Source organism: Pseudoalteromonas sp. MSK9-3 (assembly GCF_003590335.1).
Lineage (GTDB): Bacteria > Pseudomonadota > Gammaproteobacteria > Enterobacterales > Alteromonadaceae > Pseudoalteromonas.
On sequence record NZ_MIET01000030.1, the window covers coordinates 82,114 to 99,883 of the forward strand.

A 17,770-nucleotide genomic window follows, 5' to 3' on the forward strand; every position below is an offset into this window, starting at 1 on the left:
GATATGGCAAAGAATTTAATACTCTGGTTGGTTATTGCAGTTGTGCTAATGACCGTGTTTCAGAGCTTCAATGGCGGCGATCATATTGATCGTCAAACAAGTTACACACAGTTTGTGAAAGAAGTGCGCAGCGGCGCAATTCGAGATGTTAATGTTGACCGTTACTCAGGTACTATTACTGGCGTAAAGGGCAATGGTGAGCGTTTTCAAACAATAATCCCTATGCATGACGCAGATTTAATTAATGATTTGCTAAAAAACGATGTGAATGTGAAAGGTGTTAAACCAGAAGAGCAATCTTTCTTGGCTAATATTTTCATTTCTTGGTTCCCAATGCTGTTATTGATTGGTGTGTGGATATTCTTCATGCGTCAAATGCAAGGCGGTGGCGGCAAAGGTGCGATGTCATTCGGTAAGAGTAAAGCGCGTCTTATGAGTGAAGATCAAGTTAAAACGACCTTTGCTGATGTCGCTGGCTGTGATGAAGCGAAAGAAGATGTAACTGAATTGGTTGACTTTTTACGCGACCCGTCAAAGTTTCAAAAGCTTGGTGGTAGTATTCCTAAAGGTGTTCTGATGGTCGGTCCTCCGGGAACGGGTAAAACACTTTTAGCAAAAGCGGTTGCTGGTGAAGCCAAAGTACCATTTTTCACAATTTCGGGGTCAGATTTTGTTGAAATGTTTGTTGGTGTGGGCGCATCACGTGTACGCGACATGTTTGAGCAAGCTAAAAAAGCAGCACCATGTATCATCTTTATTGATGAAATAGATGCCGTAGGCCGCAAGCGTGGCGCGGGTATGGGTGGTGGTCATGATGAACGTGAGCAAACACTTAACCAGATGCTTGTAGAGATGGATGGTTTTGAGGGTAACGAAGGTATTATCGTTATTGCTGCGACTAACCGACCAGATGTCCTTGACCCTGCGTTATTACGCCCTGGTCGTTTTGACCGTCAAGTTGTTGTTGGTTTGCCTGATATTCGTGGTCGTGAGCAAATATTGAATGTTCATATGAGAAAAGTACCGCTTGATGATAATGTTGAATCGTCAGTAATTGCACGTGGTACACCTGGATTTTCAGGTGCTGACTTGGCAAATCTTGTGAATGAAGCTGCACTATTTGCTGCGCGTGGTAATAAGCGTAAAGTAAGTATGGCTGAATTCGATGCTGCAAAAGATAAGATCATGATGGGCGCCGAGCGCAAGTCTATGGTTATGAGCGAGCATGAGAAAGAAATGACCGCTTATCATGAGGCTGGACACGCGATTGTTGGTCGTTTGGTTCCTGAACATGACCCTGTTTACAAAGTGTCGATTATTCCTCGCGGTCGTGCGTTGGGTGTAACTATGTACTTACCTGAGCAAGACAGAGTTAGCCATTCTAAAGAACATTTAGAATCAATGTTGTCTAGTTTATATGGTGGTCGTATTGCTGAAGCACTTATTTATGGTGACGACAAAGTGACGACAGGTGCAAGTAACGACATCGAACGTGCGACAGATATTGCCAAAAAGATGGTTACTCAGTGGGGTTTAAGTAACAAGCTTGGTCCACAAATGTACATGGAAGATCAAAATGAAATGTACATGGGTGGCGGCTCTCAGCGTATGTCGGGCATGTCAGATGAGACAGCTAAATTAATTGACTCAGAGATCAAAGATTTTGTAACCCGTAACTATGACCGTGCAGAACAAATATTGAAAGACAATATGGATGTTCTGCATAGTATGAAAGACGCACTTATGAAGTATGAGACAATTGATGCACCTCAAATTGATGATTTGATGGCACGTGTTGAAGTGAGACCACCTCGTGATGCGCATGATATTAAGCCAAAAGCTAAAGCATCAAAATCAGATGATGATGCAAATGACACAGAAAAAAAGCCAACTTCTGAATCTCAATCAAGTTCAGAGCTTGATGATAGTCCAGAATAACGGTTAAAATACTGTCCTCTTATTAAAGCCCCGAATATCGGGGCTTTTTAATATCCAAACGAAAGCCAAAAACTGGATAGAGAATTAAGACTAAAAAGCTCCTCTCGATAGAATATTATTAAGCTAGGGTACACCATGACTACGTTAAGTTTACCTCGGGGTCGCATTTTGGACCTAAATGTTCCGCAAGTAATGGGAATTATCAACGTCACACCAGATTCATTTTCTGATGGCGGGAATTATTTCAATAGCGAGCATGCTGTAAAACAAGCCATGACAAATCTAAAACAAGGTGCAACTATTTTAGATATTGGTGGTGAGTCTACACGTCCAGGGGCACCTGATGTCACTTGTGAAGTCGAACTACAAAGAGTGGTCCCCGTGATCTCGGCAATTCGAGCGATGTCTGATTGTGTGATTTCTATTGATACGAGTAAGGCACAAGTCATGGAAGCGGCAATAAAAGCGGGTGCTGATATCATTAACGACGTGCGCGCTTTACAAGAGCCTAATGCGTTGGAAGTGGTTGCACAATTTGACGATGTACCCGTTTGCTTAATGCATATGCAAGGACAGCCCAGAACGATGCAAGCAAATCCAAGCTATACAAATTTGATACCTCAGGTGAAGCAGTTTTTTAATGAGCGTATTGAATCTTGTGAACAAGCTGGAATAAAGCGTGATAGGTTAATTATTGATCCTGGGTTTGGTTTTGGTAAAAATTTGGCGCATAACTTGAGTCTACTGGGTGAATTTGAGCAGTTTGCTACGTTTGAGCTACCTTTATTGGCAGGGTTATCGCGCAAATCAATGTTTGGTCAATTATTGAATCGGGACACTGATAAACGCTTAGCGGCGAGTTTAGCTGGCGCGTTACTGTGCGCGCAGAAGGGCGCACATATTATTAGAGTCCATGATGTTCAGGAAACAGCTGATGTGTTAAATGTATGGCAGGCAGCTAGAAATGGAGTAACTTTATGACAACAAGAAAATATTTCGGTACCGACGGTGTTCGAGGTTTGGTAGGTGAGTACCCGATAACACCAGAGTTTGCATTAAAACTCGGTTGGGCTGCGGGAAAAGTATTGTCAAAGTCAGGTACTAAGAAAGTCATTATCGGAAAAGATACACGTATTTCCGGCTATTTATTAGAAACTTCATTAGAAGCTGGTTTAATTGCCGCCGGTATTGATGTGGTTTTACTAGGGCCAATGCCGACACCGGCTGTGGCTTATTTAACACAAACTTTTCGTGCTGAAGCCGGTATTGTGATAAGTGCGTCTCATAATCCATACCATGACAATGGCATAAAGTTTTTTAGTGGTAATGGCCTCAAACTTGCTGATTCAGTGGAGCTTGAAATAGAAGCAATGCTCGATGATAAAATGACGTGTGTGCCATCAGAGCAACTTGGCAAGGCGCACAGGCTAGACAACGCAGATGGACGCTACATTGAGTTTTGTAAAGGGCAGTTTCCTAACGAACTGTCATTAGAAGGGCTCAAAATTGTTTTAGATTGTGCAAATGGTGCGACGTACCATATTGCCCCAGCTGTGATGCGTGAGCTGGGGGCTACGGTGATTTGTCATGCCTGTGAACCAAACGGGGTAAACATCAACCTTAACTGTGGTGCAACTCATGTAGACAGTTTAAAACGTAAAGTGCTTGAGCATGATGCTGACGTGGGGATTGCCTATGATGGTGACGGTGATCGAGTGATGATGGTTGATCATAATGGCAGAGTTTTTGATGGTGATGATATAGTCTATATTATTGCCAGCCAAGCGTTTGAACAAGGCACGCTAGGTGGCGGTGTCGTAGGCACTGTGATGTCTAACATGGGGTTAGAAAATGCATTAAAGGCAAAAGGCATTGAGTTTGCCAGAAGCAAAGTGGGTGACCGTTATGTTATGGAGCTTTTAGCGCAAAATGGTTGGAAAATCGGTGGTGAAAGTTCTGGTCATGTCCTGAGCTTAGATCTCATCAGCACAGGTGATGGAATTATATCGAGCTTACAAGTGCTTGCAGCGATGGTCTCACAAAATAAAACGCTACAAGACTTAGGACAAGGGTTTGTAAAGTACCCAATGAATATGATCAATGTTAGGTATTCTGTCTCAGCAGACCCAACAACTTCTCCAGAAGTGATTGCAGTTGTAAATGAAGTTGAAGCTGAACTGGCTGGTAAAGGTCGTGTTTTATTAAGAAAGTCAGGCACTGAACCTGTCATTAGAGTAATGGTAGAAGCAGAGCAAGAGAAGCAGGTCCTCGATTTTTCTCAAAAAATTGCTGAAGTTGTTGAAACTGTGAGCAATTAATCATTTTTTTTATTTTTTATCTTGTAACTTTGGGTGAGTCGAGTTAGTATCTCACCCGCTTTAAATGCGGAGTATCGAATGGCGCAGCGTAAGCCAATAGTTGCTGGAAACTGGAAAATGAACGGTTCAATAGAACTAGTGTCAGAGATCAGTACAGCAATAAGCAAATATAAAAATGAGCAAGTTGACGTTATTATTTTTCCGCCAGCCCCCTTACTGTGTAAGGCAGTTGAGTCGGGCGTTAATGTTGGCACTCAAACTATTTCTGAATTTGATTCCGGCGCCTTTACAGGGGAAATAGAAGCTAAGTTAGCAAAGCAACTTGGTGCAAATTATACGCTGGTAGGTCATTCAGAAAGACGCGCGATTTTCGGCGAAACAAGTGAAATTGTTGCTGAAAAGTTTGCCAAAGCACAAGAAGAAGGGTTAATACCGGTACTTTGTGTAGGTGAAACAGAAAAGCAAAGAGAGCTAGGCGAAACAGAAAAAGTAGTAGCTGAACAAATAAATGCTGTAATTTCTAAATTAGGTATAGCAGCGCTCTCAAATTCTGTGCTAGCATACGAGCCCGTTTGGGCAATAGGAACCGGTAAAACGGCAACTCCTGAACAAGCACAGTCTGTACACAAATTTATTCGTGACATGCTTAGCACACAAAGCGAGCCTGTCGCACAAGCACTGCAAATTCTTTATGGTGGCAGTGTTAATGATAAAAACAGTAAAAGCTTATTTACACAACCAGATATAGATGGCGGCCTTATTGGCGGCGCTAGTCTGAAAGCAGATGCATTTGTGAGCATTTGTAACAGTGCATTAGGGAACGTATAACATGTACGAGATATTATTGGTTATTTATTTAATTGTTGCATTAGCACTTATTGGTATGGTGTTGGTACAGCAAGGTAAAGGTGCCGACATGGGGTCTTCATTCGGAGCAGGTGCATCAGCGACTGTATTCGGATCATCAGGTGCCGGTAATTTTATGACTAAAACAACGACAGTATTAGCAACTGTCTTCTTTGTTTTAAGTATCGTTTTGGGTAATTTGACAGCAGGTCAAATTAAACAAACAGACGAGTGGGAAAATCTAGAAGCACCAGCTGAGTCAATTGCAGTACCAGCAGCGTCAGATGTACCAGCGTCAACTGACAACAATACGTCAGACGTACCAAATTAATAAAAGATTGGTAACCTTTAGTTACCCAGTCGGTTAACGCCTCAGTTAATCAAATGACTGTAAAAAGCGGATGTGGTGGAATTGGTAGACACGCTACCTTGAGGGGGTAGTGCTTTCGGGCGTGGGGGTTCAAGTCCCCCCATCCGCACCAAATAGTAAGAATCCGGTTGATGAAAATCAGCCGGGTTTTTTATTTTTTAATAGTATGTTAAAAACGCACTTATGTTGCTGTTTTTACTTTGTGATCGCCTGTACTTCAATTATGCTATGAACATCTCTATTTAATTATTACTCCTCTTGTTATTTATCACGCCACTTATTTTTAAATATACAGCCCCATACCTCAGTGTCGGTATTCATGATGATGGTATCGTGTTGCATAGCCGTCATGGCAAGCCTGAATTACTGCTTTGGAAACAAATAAATCAGCCCCCTAAACTTGATCGTAAAGTTGTTTTTAGTTACTTAACTATTTCACATACTCACGGCCAGCTATCACAGCCTATTAAAGTGGAAAATAAGTTAGAGTTCACTTTAAGACTGCAAAGGCTATGGGTCTTGCATCATCAAAAAGCGTTAATGGAGCGCATACTCAAACTAGAAAGATTACTTAAAGAAAGGTATTTATCGCATGGTCTTATGAGCATGCTTATGTCTGCTCTGACGCCGTATCGTGACAAATGGCTATCTTGGGATATACGCTGTGAGCTCAGTGCTGAATTAGCGCAAGCCATTGCTACTCTAAAAGAGGTTACGCAATGGAGTACCAGTGATGTAGCTGAATTCCAAGAAAGTTATGTAAGCTATAAACTTCGAGAACATGAAGCATTTTTTGACACGGTAGAGAAGTTACCACTCACTGCTGCACAGAGGCGGGCCTGTGTAATACAAGACGAGCGGCAGTTATTACTTGCAGGTGCAGGTACGGGCAAAACAAGTGTGATGATAGCAAAAGCGCAATACTTGGCGTACACCCGTCAAGCATATGCTAAGCATATACTGATGTTAGCGTATGGTAATGAGGCCGCGCGTGAAATGGTGCAAAGAGCAAGTCAATACCCTACATTTCCAAAGTGCATGACGTTTCATAAATTAGGCTTAAAGATCATTGAGAGCGTAGAGGGGGTGGCACCAAAGATTTCAACCCTTGCTCAGAATGAAGTTGAGAAACGTACTTTTGTGAAAGAGACGATATTACTCCTTTGCCAAGAAGAGCAATATCGGCTCAGCTTTGCGCGTTACGGTGAGTGTTCAGGCAAGGATTTACAAAGCATTTGTCAGTACCTAGAAGGCTCAAAAGGCAGTCGTTTGTTAAAAACCATTACAGGCGCGTTAGCACACCTAAAATGTGCTAGGGCGATGAGTAGTTTGTCGAGAGTAGAAACACACTTTAGTGACGCACTAATGTGTATTAGGCCTATTTTGGCGGAGTATAGCCTTTATTTGAGCAATGAAAGGGCGATTGATTTTGAAGATATGGTTCTCAAGTCAATCAAGTATGTGCAAGAAAAAAAATTTATATCTCCTTGGACACACTTTTTAGTGGATGAGTTTCAGGATATATCCCCCATACGTGCCAAATTATTGAAAGCATTAATAACACAGTCAGAGCGACATCATTTGTTTTGTGTTGGAGATGATTGGCAATCTATCTACAGGTTTAGCGGCGCAGATATTTCTTATACAACGGATTTTACAAACTTCTTTGGCAAAGGGACCGTGACGCAACTAGACACAACATTTCGCTACCATCAAGCGTTATTAGACGTGTCTAGCCGCTTTATTTGTGCCAATCCTAGTCAAATAATGAAACGAATATCGGCCCATAGTACTGATGATATCGCTCCGCTGGTATATGTTGAAGGATCCGACGACGAGCAGTCATTGCTCATCGCGCTCAGCCAATTAAATGCCAGAGCAGATAAGGTATGTAGCGTACTAATATTAGCGCGATACCATAAGTTGTTACCTGATAAATCGCATTTATCTAAGTTACAGCAACAGTTTGAACGTTTAGAGCTAAGAACTATGACATTTCATGGCTCAAAAGGTAAAGAAGCTGATTACAGTATTTTATTAGGCTTGCATGCAGGAGGGGTGCCTGCTCAAGAAGGGGAAGGGACGTTATTAAATGCTTTATTGCCTGAACAAGGGCATTTTCCTCATGCTGAGGAGCGGCGATTATTTTATGTCGCCTTAACGCGTGCTAAACGCCAAGTGTACCTTATCAAACCAAAAGTGAATCCGAGTGAATTTTTATTAGAGCTCGATAATTAAGCAATAGTTCTTTGTTTAATTGGGTAAAAATTGTCGTAATTGGTAATCCACTGCTAAGTTTAAAGCATTACGATTGCGAGTGACTTGTCGAGATGGAAACAGAGCAATACATTTATCACAAAAGCCAGTGGATGAAGGCACCCGTATTAAATGAACGGGTTCAGCTTGTGACTGTGTTTTTTAGTTTAGAGGAACGAAACTGCAACGAGCTTAAGCGTTTGAAGTATTACTTTCCCAATGCCAAAATAGTAGGTTGCAGTAGCGCAGGTGATATAGCTGCAGATCAGCTCTTTGATGATGCAATGGTTATTACCGCTTTTTCATTTAGTAATACCCGAGTCGCTATTTATAGTGATGCAGTGCAAGAGACAGCAGTGAGTGAGTTTTGTGAGTCTGCAGCCTCAGCATTGCAAAAAACCGATCTTAAATGGCTACTGGTAATTAGCGATGGGCATGTTATCAACGGCAGTGACTTGGCAGCACACCTTAATCACTCATTCGATGATGATGTGATAATAACCGGCGGCCTTGCCGGAGATGGGGAGCGGTTTTCAAGTACTTCATTATTTAATAACCAATTCTTAGAAGAAGGCGCCGTGATCTTATGTGGTTTCTATTCAGACACACTGAAAGTAAGCCATGCTAGTGTTGGCGGCTGGGATCCGTTTGGACCCAAACGAGAGATCACCCAAGCAAATGGAAATCGTCTGTATGCGCTAGATGGGGAGCCAGCTATCACCTTGTACAAGCAGTATTTAGGTCCATATGCCAATGATTTACCAGCATCAGCGCTGAGGTTTCCACTGCAGGTTACGCATCCTGAAACAGGCCGTAAGGTGATACGAACCATATTAGATATTGATTATGAAGACAATAGCATGGTATTTGCTGGCGATATGCCCCATCAAGGCTATGCACAATTAATGAAGGCTAACTTTGATCGGCTCGTTGATGGAGCTGGGACTGCGGTTATGAAGTCATTAGAGAGTGTGCATGGCGAGTCAGGCGTTGCTTTATTAATTAGCTGCGTCGGGAGAAAGCTTGTCTTGGGGCCGAGAGTTGAGGAGGAGCTAGAAGCCATCACAACAAAACTAGCCTCTGGATTTAAGTGTATGGGCTTTTATTCATATGGAGAGTTGGCTCCAGATGTTTATGGTGGGCCTTGCCTTTTACACAACCAAACGATGACGGTAACACTTGTCTCAGAATAATATGCATCATTTATTAGCACGATTACTTAAGAAAAGTGGCTTTTCTGGTATTGAGTCCGCGCAATACGAACACTTTATACGTTTATTATCAGACGCGTTTGTGCATGCTGATGAAGACAGGTGGATGTTAGAGCATAGTTTAAATTTGACGAGCAAAGAGCTGACTGAAAATAATAGCCAGTTACGTACTAAGCTTGCTGATATTGATAAATACCAACGGAGCTTAGAGTTATCTGTTACCCGCCAGAAAGCAATATTAGACGCTAGCCCAGAAGTGGTGGTTGAGTTTAATATTTGTGGAGAAATTACACATATAAACCAAAGCGGTTGCACCTTTCTCGGCTGTGATGAACATACTGCTTTGACCCTTGATGCGACGCAAGTACTACATTCTATTTTGTCCTTACTTACTGCGCCTGATGTGTTTATAGAGCAGATCCAAGCCATGTTTGACTCAAAAGAAGCGCAGTTAACAGGCAATTTTGAAACAATACACGGTCGATATTATGAGTATTATAGCGTACCTGAACTGATCCACGGAGAGTACGTTGGGCGCGTATGGTGTTGCCGAGATATTACTGATTTAAAAGCCCAAAAAGCATTACTCTCCAAACAAGCAAATTGCGACTCTCTGACAGGGTTAGCCAATCGGTTTAATATTATCGCAACCGTGAACAGAATGCTTCAAAGTGACGTGGTAAAGCCATTTGCCTTAGTGCTAATAGATTTAGATGATTTTAAGAAAATAAACGATAGCTTAGGTCACCTTGCCGGTGATGACGCTCTAAAAATTTGTGCTAAGCGTCTAGAAAGGCGTGTGCAGCAGCCAAACCGTTTAGCAAGGCTAGGCGGAGATGAGTTTCTGGTTGTTTTAATGCTAGATAGCTTACCTGCAATACGTGAGCAGCTAGACCATATTTTAAATGCGTTTATAGATCCGATAAAAATTGAAGGGAATTGCTATCAACTCTCTTTAAGTGTAGGTGTAGCAAGTTACCCCGCTCATGGAGAAGAGGTCTCTGAAATCCTTGGTAAAGCAGATATCGCCATGTATCAAGCTAAAAAACAAGGTAAAAATCAATATAAATTATTCGACTCAGCGCTAGAGCAGCGAGTTCAAAAAGCCATTTACATTGAAGAAAAGCTACAACAAGCGATCACACTGAAACAGTTTGAATTGTACTTTCAGCCAAAAATAAATATTGGATCAGGGCAAGTTGAATCTTTGGAAGCACTCATTCGATGGCCAAATAATGGCCGGATGATTTTTCCTGATGAATTTATTCCAATTGCCGAAGATAAAGGTTTAATAGGCAAAATCACCGAGTGCGTCTTAGAGATGGCGTGCGACACATTGAGCCAGTGGCACGGATTAGCGCACTTGAAGGACTTATCGATTGCAATCAATATTTCGGGTAAAGACATCAGCGTTGATAATTTCTATGAGAAGTTAGAGCGCTTACTAAGTCGTTATAAGTTCAATCCATCTCTATTGGAATTAGAGTTAACAGAAAGTGCATTGATCAGCAACTTATCAAATGTTAAAGCGACGCTCAAGCAGCTAAAAAAACTCGGTATTAAAGTGGCAATCGACGACTTTGGTACGGGCTACTCCTCACTCGCGTATTTGCAGGCTCTTGATATATATTATTTAAAAATAGACAGACAATTTGTTGCGGCTTTATTGAGTGAGCCAAAAGCGGAGGCGATTGTACAAAGTATTATTGACGTAGGTAAAAACTTAGGCCTTTGTTTGATTGCTGAAGGCGTCGAGCAAGCAGAACATTTAGATAAGTTACAGAGAATGGGTTGCGATCAAGCACAAGGGTATTTTATTTGCAGACCCTTGCCATCATCAGAATTACTCAAGTTTTTAAGTGCTGCAAAACAAGCAGTCTAAACGCTAGCTTATTATTACGTGTTTATATAATTTTAAGCCCAGTGACGTTCTGACGTTTGTCACTTCGAAATGTTATTCATATTTGTTATTGTTGATTAAAACGCAAATGGAGAGACGTATGAGTGGCACAACCATGATTTTTTTAATCGTGCTAGTATCTGTAGGGTTTGGCGCAATTAGAGAGATATACATTACTAAATTAGAATTAAAAAAACGCAGTACCAAAGGTGATCAGGATGTTGAGTCATTGAAGATTGAGATATTAGCATTAAAAGCGCGTATTGTAGTGCTTGAAAAGTTGGTCACCGATGATGGTTATCAAGTGTCGAAAGACATTAGCAAGTTATAGTCTGACAGGGGCCGAAATGGGAAGGTGAAGCACCTTCCTACGACCCTCTGAGACGTTACTCGTACGAAATAGGGTCTGTGGCTTTGTTTAATGCGAAGGCTTCTAAACGCTCTTGGCAAGCGCCGCACTTGCCGCACGCATGTTGTCTGCCATTATAACAAGTCCATGTTTGGCTATAATCTAGGCCCATTTCTAAGCCGTCTGTTAAAATGTCAATTTTGGTGTTATTCAAATAGGGACTGACGATTTCTACCGCATCGTAGTTAGCAATACGGCATACATCATCCATTTTCTTCACAAATTCAGGACGGCAGTCTGGGTAAATAGCATGATCACCTGAATGCGCACCGTAAAATACTTTACTTGCTTGTATTGATACGGCGTAACCAACGGCAAGAGAAATTAGAATCATGTTACGATTGGGCACGATAGTGCTCTTCATACTTTCTTCTTCGTAATGCCCTTCAGGTACGTCAATATCATCAGTGAGTGATGAGCCGCCAATAAGTTGATTAATCGCCGAAATATCAACAATTTTATGAGTGATGTTAAGACGTTCACACACTTGTGCTGCAACTTCTAGCTCTTTGACATGACGCTGGCCATAGTTAAATGACAAAGCATAGACGTCGTGTCCCGAACGGATCGCTTTGTTCAATACGGTATAGGAATCCATACCACCAGAATAAATAACAACAACTTTTTCACTCATAATGCTTTTGCCTCGATTTTGATAGAGGTTTACTTCAGGGCGCGATATACTACACGGCCGCTGAAAAAATAACAATTTTCCGCGGTAATTTTTTGAGTTTGGAAAGTTGTATCGGAGCTGTTTTGTACAAAATCAACGAAGTTTTTGAAACTATTCAAGGTGAAGCGAGCTTTACTGGCGTGCCATCGATCTTTTTGCGTTTACAGGGTTGCCCGGTGGGTTGTTCATGGTGCGACACCAAACAGACGTGGGATCTTAATACAGAGTATCTAGTGTCGCTTGATAAAACGGTTGAGAAAAAAGCAGATTCTGAACTGTGGACTGAAGCTACTTCAGAGCAAATTGTTACTTTATTCAAAGATAAAGAGTATTTGGCTAAGCATGTCGTTATTACGGGTGGTGAGCCATGTATGTATGATTTGGTGCCACTGTGTGAGCTGTTACATGAAGCCGGCTTTTCAACACAGATTGAAACCAGTGGTACATTTGAAATTAAAGTCCCCGCAGAAACATGGGTCACAGTGTCACCAAAAATAAATATGCGTGGTGGGTATAAGGTATTAACGTCGGCAATGAAGCGAGCTGATGAAATTAAGCATCCGGTAGCAATGCAAAAACATGTTGATGAACTAGAAGCTTTATTTACAGAAACAGGTGTCACGCCAAAATTAGTGTATTTACAGCCGATCAGTCAAAAAGCGAAGGCGACCAAGCTGGCCATTGACACCTGTATGAAAAAGAACTGGCGGTTATCAGTGCAAGTGCATAAATACATAGGCATAAATTAGCGTTGCTAATTGAAGAGCTGCACTTTTAATGCAGTTCTTGTTAGGCACAAAAAAACCAACATAAGTATTCATGTTGGTTTTTTGTTTTAAGTCATTAAGAACTTAAGATGCAGACTTATTCTCTTCGAGTGTTTTTGCTGCATTTGGGTCGTTAAATACCTCAACATCAAACTCTTTTTCAGATTTAGCAACAACACACGTCACCATACAATCGCCTGTTACGTTCACTGCGGTACGGGTCATATCGAGCAGTCTATCTACGCCCATAATAATTGCGATCCCTTCCACTGGCAGGCCGACTTGGTTAAGTACCATGGCAAGCATTATTAAACCAACACCCGGGACACCAGCTGTGCCGACTGAGGCCAAGGTGGCTGTTAAAATGACCATGAGATAATCACTAATGGTTAAATCTACCGCGAATACTTGAGCAATAAATACCGTCGCGACACCTTGCATAATTGCAGTGCCATCCATGTTTATGGTGGCGCCTAAAGGGACTGTAAAAGAGGCAACAGAGTTATGAGCACCTAGTTTCTTAGTGGCAGTTTCAAGGGTTACAGGCATTGTTGCACTTGAACTTGAGGTGCTAAATGCAAATAAGCAAGCATCTTTCATTTTGCGTAAGAACTTAATTGGGCTCAATCCCGTGAGTGTTTTTAATATGATTGAATAATTAATTAACGCGTGAATAAAGAGTGCTGCTACAACCACGAAGAAGTATTTTGCAAGGCCAATGATTAAGCCCATTTCAATGGTTGTAAATAACTTTGCCATTAGACAGAACACGCCATAGGGTGCTAAGTTCATCAGTAAGGTCACTAATTTTAAAATAACAGTATTTAAGTCTTCAAAAATAGTCGCAATGCGTTTGCCAGCCTCACCACTGAGGGCCATGGCAATACCAAATAGCAATGCAAACACGATAACTTGCAGCATGTTACCATCTGCCATTGCACTGATAGGGTTAGTCGGGAACATATTGATAATGACTTGCACAAGTGTCGGTGCCTGCTTGGCATCAAAGCTTGCATTAGTTGGCACATCGTAGCCCACACCTGGACTGACTAATAAAGCCAAACTAATAGCAACTGTAATCGCAACCGCGGTTGTGAGTAAGTATAAACCAATAGACTTGCCGCCTAAGCGACCGAGTTTTTTTGGATCGCTCAAGCTACATGTACCGCAAACCAGCGAAATAAAGACCAAAGGAACAACCAGCATTTTTAAGCTGGCAATGAATATTTGCCCACCAATGTGGAAAAAACCATCAACAAAAACACTTTTTACAGGAAAATCAAAAAGGCCAAGTGGAATATAAACTTCGCTCTGACCAGCTAACAAAGCTTGGAGTAGCAGGCCTATGACAACACCCGCGACCATGCCAAACATGATCCGAGTGGTTAGGCTCGTTTTTTTATTTATTTGCATAACTATGTTACTAAAGTAATCGGAAAATCAGCATAGCCTAACAGGCTGACCGCACAAGACCAAAAAAAATCGACAATTTATTAATAAAAAACTGTGATTTTTTCAACCTTTCTAAGGTAATATGATAAAAAATTCTAACTTAAATCTTAGCTAGGGAGAGAGTTCAATGCCTCTAATGCGCTTATTTAGCATTGTCATGCTTGGTTTGTGGCTTACTGCATGCGGTGGCGGTGGCTCCATTGAGAAAAACGATAATTCAGATGGTGGAACAACTTCTGAGTATACGCTGACATTAACAGGGCTAGACAGTGATACAAATGAGACAAGTAGTTTAGTCTCTGCTGAGAAGCCATTAAAGGTGAGGGCGTTACTCAGTAAAGAGGGGATCGCACAAAGTAATGCTCGCATTACGTTTACCAGTGATCAATTTGCGTCTTTAAACCCTAGCTCAGGCACTGTGTTGACAAATGCCGTAGGCCAAGCTGATATATTGCTCAGTGCCACAGCCAATGAAGGAGCTGGTCGTCTAAGCGCTGCTTATACTGTGGGCGATGAGACCGCCACAGCGACTTTTGACTTCAATTCAAGTGGCGGAGGTGGCACTGACACCGGAGTATCGGGTGATGTCACTCTGCTAGTATCAGTACTCGACAAAAGCGGTAACACGTTTACAGAGTCCAATCCGCTGACACAAGATAATTCCGGCTTTATCACAGCGACTTTGAAAAAAAATGGTGTGGCGTTACCTCGTGTTATTGTCTCTTTTGCTACTGAATTTACAGGTGAAATTAAAAATGGCACTGAACGTGCGATAACGGACGAAAGCGGTATTGCCCGATTAGAGCTCGGTAGTGGGCAATCCAAGGGGGCAGGGCGAATTACTGCGACTTATCAAGACACTAGCAGCAATGAAAGTATCAGTAAATCAGACGTGTTTTTCTCCTCAGGAGACAGTGGTGCGACCGATACCAGTGGGTTTTTACTCGATGTGAAATTGCTTGTGGATTGTAATGTAAATTGGGATGCCAATAGAAATAATGTATTACTCGACCCTTTGAGTGCGGCATCTGGTTGCCAAGTGGTTAACTCTATTTCATCGAATGATTTAGCCGATGTTTACGTTCGTCTTACCAATGCGCAAACAGGTGATGGCGTCGCAAATGGACTCGTCGAGGTAACTACTGACTTAGGCACATTGCTACCGAGTTCAGGAAAAGCATTGACCGATAGCTTTGGTGTTGCATTATTGAAGTTGCAGCCAGGTACTGAGGGTGGTGCTGGTACATTGACCATCTCGTCATCTCAAGCGGGTAATGTGCAAGAGCTGGTTAATTTTGCTGTGGGCATCGCGGATCTGACATTGAGCGTCGATAACGGGCTATCAACTGTAAATAATGAAGTTGTGCCGTTAAAAGCGGGAGGCAGTACGGTTATTAGCGTCACCTTACGCGATTTAGATGGCAGTCTTTATACTGTGCCAACCGATGTTGAGTTTTCGTCGACGTGTAAAAGTGCAGATTTATCTGAACTAGATAGCATTGTAAAAACATCCAATGGTGTGGCCAGTGCAACATATCGTGCAAAGGGCTGTGAAGGTGATGATGATATCACGGTGAATGTGCAAACTGGCGGTAAAAACTTTAGTGCTCGAACTGTCATATCTGTATTGTCATCGCCAGTTCAATCAATCAAGTTTGAAAGTGTCTCTGAACCATTTATTGCACTGCCTCCAGGTGAGGGTGGCATTCCGACTCAGTCTATCGTGAAGTTTACTTTGTTAGACGAAGATACTTTACCTGTGCCACGTGCTCGGGTGGACTTTAAATTATCGGATAATCAAGGCTCTGCTGCGCTTACTCAACGTCAGAGTAACACCGATAATGATGGGGTGGTGCAAACCAGTGTTAAATCTGGGGTTGTACCGGGTCCGTTAGTGGTTACTGCGTGCTATATTGATCAGGCTGATCTGGATGCGTTAGCCATTTCTGCTCCAAACGATGATTACTCTTGCTGGGAAGAGGATGTTGCTTTGTGTGCGAGTACGCCTGCAAGTGAAATATGCCCAGCTGGGACGTTACAACTATACGATATTTCTAAGCAGATATTGAGTGTCTCGTCACAAATTAGCCTGAGCTCCGGTGTCACCGATCAAGATTCCTTCAGTGCTTCACCAGATGTGTTTAATACCAATTCATTGAACTATAATGGTATTGTTTCAAATATCACGGTTTTTTTTGGTGATCAGTTTAATCAATTTAATGCTGATGGGGTGACTGCAACAGTTATTGCTGAAGCGGGGGCAATTGGCAGTATCGATGGCACCAATACGCTTGAGTGTGTGACTGATAACGCCAGTTGTACGGTGCAATGGCGTAGTCAAGGTGACAGACCGTTTTCCGATTCTAAATGGGGGAATCGCGTTGGGAGTACAAACCCAAAAACCAATCAGGTAAATTGCGACCCATATTTCGGCGCTGCAGCTCCCTGTGTGAATGGTATGCTGCGAGCCAAAAATGACTCGAATGGGGTTGTTATGGGTGGTCGCGTCAGCATTTTAGCTGTAGCAAAAGGACAAGAGAGTTTTCGTGATGAGCCTTCAGATGACCCCGAAAAGGTAGAGAACCCTGTAACCCGAAGAAATGGACTATTTGATATTGGTGAGTATCGTCAAGAGTTTGATTTGAGTGAAGCATTCTTAGATACCAATGAAAATGGTAAATTTGATAAAGTAGATTGTAATACCAATAATACAACTGGGCCTTGCTCCCCAACTGGTACTGAAAACGGTGGACATGATGATGATTGGCGAGACTTAAATGGCAATGGTCGACATGATGAAAAAGATGATAAATATAACGGCTTATTGTGTTCAAAAGAAGCTGAAGAAGCAGGTGAATGTACCCGTGAGTTAATCGAAGTAAGGCAGCAATTTGAGTTGGTAATGTCTGGAGACACGCCTTATGTAAGGTTCTCCGTAGAAAAACAAGCTGATGATTTGGCTGCACATAGGCTCCACATCCCTGCGGATTGCAGCAGTCAAGTTTTTACGGCTGGTGACTATGCAGGAACAAATAAACTGAATATAGAATCTGCAGGTGAAGCCCCCTCAGGTCATAACGGTTTTTGTGACATTGGTGATTCTCGGTCTGGCAGTGCTATTAATTTATCTCAATCGACTATTGAGATAACCAATGCTGATGGGAGCACAAGTAATGTTGATGAGGGAGTTACAGCAATAGAGCTTTATATTTATTATTCAGATGTGTTTGGTAATCCATTGCCTGCCGGCACTGAGGTAACGCTTTCAGCGACCAATGGCGAGTTAACAATAATTGAGCACAGTGAAACTATCCCCAATACAAATTCGGATCAACCGACGTATTCAAGAGTGGCCATTGCACGTGAGGAAGAGGGGAATAAAAAAACCACGGGTGCGTTGTCGATTGAATTTTTGATAAAAAATGGTGATGCGGAAACAAAAATCACTAGGTCGATTACTGTTTTAGATGATAGGTAACGTGAAATGAGCGGAAATGCCAACCTCCGGGTTGGCATTTTTGTATCTATTCCTTTATATTGCGCAGCTTAATTTAGGGTTTATAGTTTTTGAGTGAAATAGCACCAAAAGTTGTGTAATTAATCAGTGATCAGCTAAAAGATTGTATTTAA

13 protein-coding genes and 1 tRNA gene are annotated in these 17,770 nt (G+C 42.0%); 12 read left to right on the plus strand and 2 right to left on the minus strand.

Annotated features, from left to right (window positions below; all coding sequences use genetic code 11):
* Window positions 1-3 precede the first annotated feature (3 nt).
* The 10 genes from ftsH (at window position 4) to BGP78_RS13560 (ending at window position 11,170) form a co-directional block, all read left to right on the plus strand.
* Window positions 4-1,938, plus strand: a complete 1,935-nt coding sequence (gene ftsH, locus BGP78_RS13515; RefSeq protein WP_119861863.1) for an ATP-dependent zinc metalloprotease FtsH — start codon at window positions 4-6, stop codon at window positions 1,936-1,938.
* Window positions 1,939-2,073: 135 nt separating this feature from the next.
* The gene (folP, locus tag BGP78_RS13520) at window positions 2,074-2,919 is read left to right on the plus strand and encodes a dihydropteroate synthase (RefSeq protein ID WP_119861864.1); all 846 of its coding nucleotides are present in this window, start codon (window positions 2,074-2,076) and stop codon (window positions 2,917-2,919) included.
* The gene (glmM, locus tag BGP78_RS13525; RefSeq protein ID WP_119861865.1) at window positions 2,916-4,256 is read left to right on the plus strand and encodes a phosphoglucosamine mutase; all 1,341 of its coding nucleotides are present in this window, start codon (window positions 2,916-2,918) and stop codon (window positions 4,254-4,256) included. Before folP ends, glmM begins: the two co-directional genes overlap by 4 nt.
* A gap of 78 nt (window positions 4,257-4,334) precedes the next feature.
* Window positions 4,335-5,084: a triose-phosphate isomerase gene (tpiA, locus tag BGP78_RS13530; RefSeq protein ID WP_119861866.1), complete on the plus strand. Its 750-nt coding sequence runs from the start codon at window positions 4,335-4,337 to the stop codon at window positions 5,082-5,084.
* A gap of 1 nt (window position 5,085) precedes the next feature.
* The gene (secG, locus tag BGP78_RS13535; RefSeq protein WP_119861867.1) at window positions 5,086-5,433 is read left to right on the plus strand and encodes a preprotein translocase subunit SecG; all 348 of its coding nucleotides are present in this window, start codon (window positions 5,086-5,088) and stop codon (window positions 5,431-5,433) included.
* Window positions 5,434-5,499: 66 nt separating this feature from the next.
* A tRNA-Leu gene (locus BGP78_RS13540) sits at window positions 5,500-5,584 on the plus strand.
* A 146-nt stretch (window positions 5,585-5,730) separates the two neighbouring features.
* Window positions 5,731-7,710: a UvrD-helicase domain-containing protein gene (locus BGP78_RS13545; RefSeq protein WP_119861868.1), complete on the plus strand. Its 1,980-nt coding sequence runs from the start codon at window positions 5,731-5,733 to the stop codon at window positions 7,708-7,710.
* Between the two features lie 92 nt (window positions 7,711-7,802).
* Window positions 7,803-8,921: an FIST signal transduction protein gene (locus BGP78_RS13550; protein WP_119861869.1), complete on the plus strand. Its 1,119-nt coding sequence runs from the start codon at window positions 7,803-7,805 to the stop codon at window positions 8,919-8,921.
* A gap of 1 nt (window position 8,922) precedes the next feature.
* Complete coding sequence (locus BGP78_RS13555) at window positions 8,923-10,821, plus strand: bifunctional diguanylate cyclase/phosphodiesterase (RefSeq protein ID WP_119861870.1); 1,899 nt, start codon at window positions 8,923-8,925, stop codon at window positions 10,819-10,821.
* A gap of 118 nt (window positions 10,822-10,939) precedes the next feature.
* Window positions 10,940-11,170: a hypothetical protein gene (locus BGP78_RS13560; RefSeq protein ID WP_119861871.1), complete on the plus strand. Its 231-nt coding sequence runs from the start codon at window positions 10,940-10,942 to the stop codon at window positions 11,168-11,170.
* Between the two features lie 55 nt (window positions 11,171-11,225).
* Here BGP78_RS13560 and queC read toward each other — a convergent pair whose 3' ends face one another.
* Window positions 11,226-11,882: a 7-cyano-7-deazaguanine synthase QueC gene (gene queC / locus BGP78_RS13565; protein ID WP_119861872.1), complete on the minus strand. Its 657-nt coding sequence runs from the start codon at window positions 11,880-11,882 to the stop codon at window positions 11,226-11,228.
* A 122-nt stretch (window positions 11,883-12,004) separates the two neighbouring features.
* Here queC and queE point away from each other — a divergent pair, with 122 nt between their 5' ends.
* Entirely contained in the window at window positions 12,005-12,670 is a 666-nt protein-coding gene (gene queE, locus BGP78_RS13570) for a 7-carboxy-7-deazaguanine synthase QueE (RefSeq protein ID WP_119861873.1), read from the plus strand.
* 102 nt (window positions 12,671-12,772) lie between these two features.
* Here queE and BGP78_RS13575 read toward each other — a convergent pair whose 3' ends face one another.
* Window positions 12,773-14,101 carry a dicarboxylate/amino acid:cation symporter gene (locus tag BGP78_RS13575; RefSeq protein ID WP_119861874.1) on the minus strand — a complete coding sequence of 443 codons (1,329 nt, stop codon included), beginning with the start codon at window positions 14,099-14,101 and terminating at the stop codon, window positions 12,773-12,775.
* Window positions 14,102-14,267: 166 nt separating this feature from the next.
* Here BGP78_RS13575 and BGP78_RS13580 point away from each other — a divergent pair, with 166 nt between their 5' ends.
* Complete coding sequence (locus BGP78_RS13580; protein WP_119861875.1) at window positions 14,268-17,618, plus strand: hypothetical protein; 3,351 nt, start codon at window positions 14,268-14,270, stop codon at window positions 17,616-17,618.
* Window positions 17,619-17,770 lie beyond the last annotated feature (152 nt).

Excerpts from the sequence above, each read along its gene's own strand:
- glmM (WP_119861865.1), top strand. The coding sequence starts at position 2,916 with ATGACAACAAGAAAATATTTCGGTACCGACGGTGTTCGAGGTTTGGTA.
- secG (WP_119861867.1), top strand. The coding sequence starts at position 5,086 with ATGTACGAGATATTATTGGTTATTTATTTAATTGTTGCATTAGCACTT.
- BGP78_RS13560 (WP_119861871.1), top strand. The coding sequence starts at position 10,940 with ATGAGTGGCACAACCATGATTTTTTTAATCGTGCTAGTATCTGTAGGG.
- tpiA (WP_119861866.1), top strand. The coding sequence starts at position 4,335 with ATGGCGCAGCGTAAGCCAATAGTTGCTGGAAACTGGAAAATGAACGGT.
- ftsH (WP_119861863.1), top strand. The coding sequence starts at position 4 with ATGGCAAAGAATTTAATACTCTGGTTGGTTATTGCAGTTGTGCTAATG.
- BGP78_RS13550 (WP_119861869.1), top strand. The coding sequence starts at position 7,803 with ATGGAAACAGAGCAATACATTTATCACAAAAGCCAGTGGATGAAGGCA.
- queC (WP_119861872.1), bottom strand. The coding sequence starts at position 11,882 with ATGAGTGAAAAAGTTGTTGTTATTTATTCTGGTGGTATGGATTCCTAT.
- folP (WP_119861864.1), top strand. The coding sequence starts at position 2,074 with ATGACTACGTTAAGTTTACCTCGGGGTCGCATTTTGGACCTAAATGTT.
- BGP78_RS13580 (WP_119861875.1), top strand. The coding sequence starts at position 14,268 with ATGCCTCTAATGCGCTTATTTAGCATTGTCATGCTTGGTTTGTGGCTT.
- BGP78_RS13575 (WP_119861874.1), bottom strand. The coding sequence starts at position 14,101 with ATGCAAATAAATAAAAAAACGAGCCTAACCACTCGGATCATGTTTGGC.
- BGP78_RS13555 (WP_119861870.1), top strand. The coding sequence starts at position 8,923 with ATGCATCATTTATTAGCACGATTACTTAAGAAAAGTGGCTTTTCTGGT.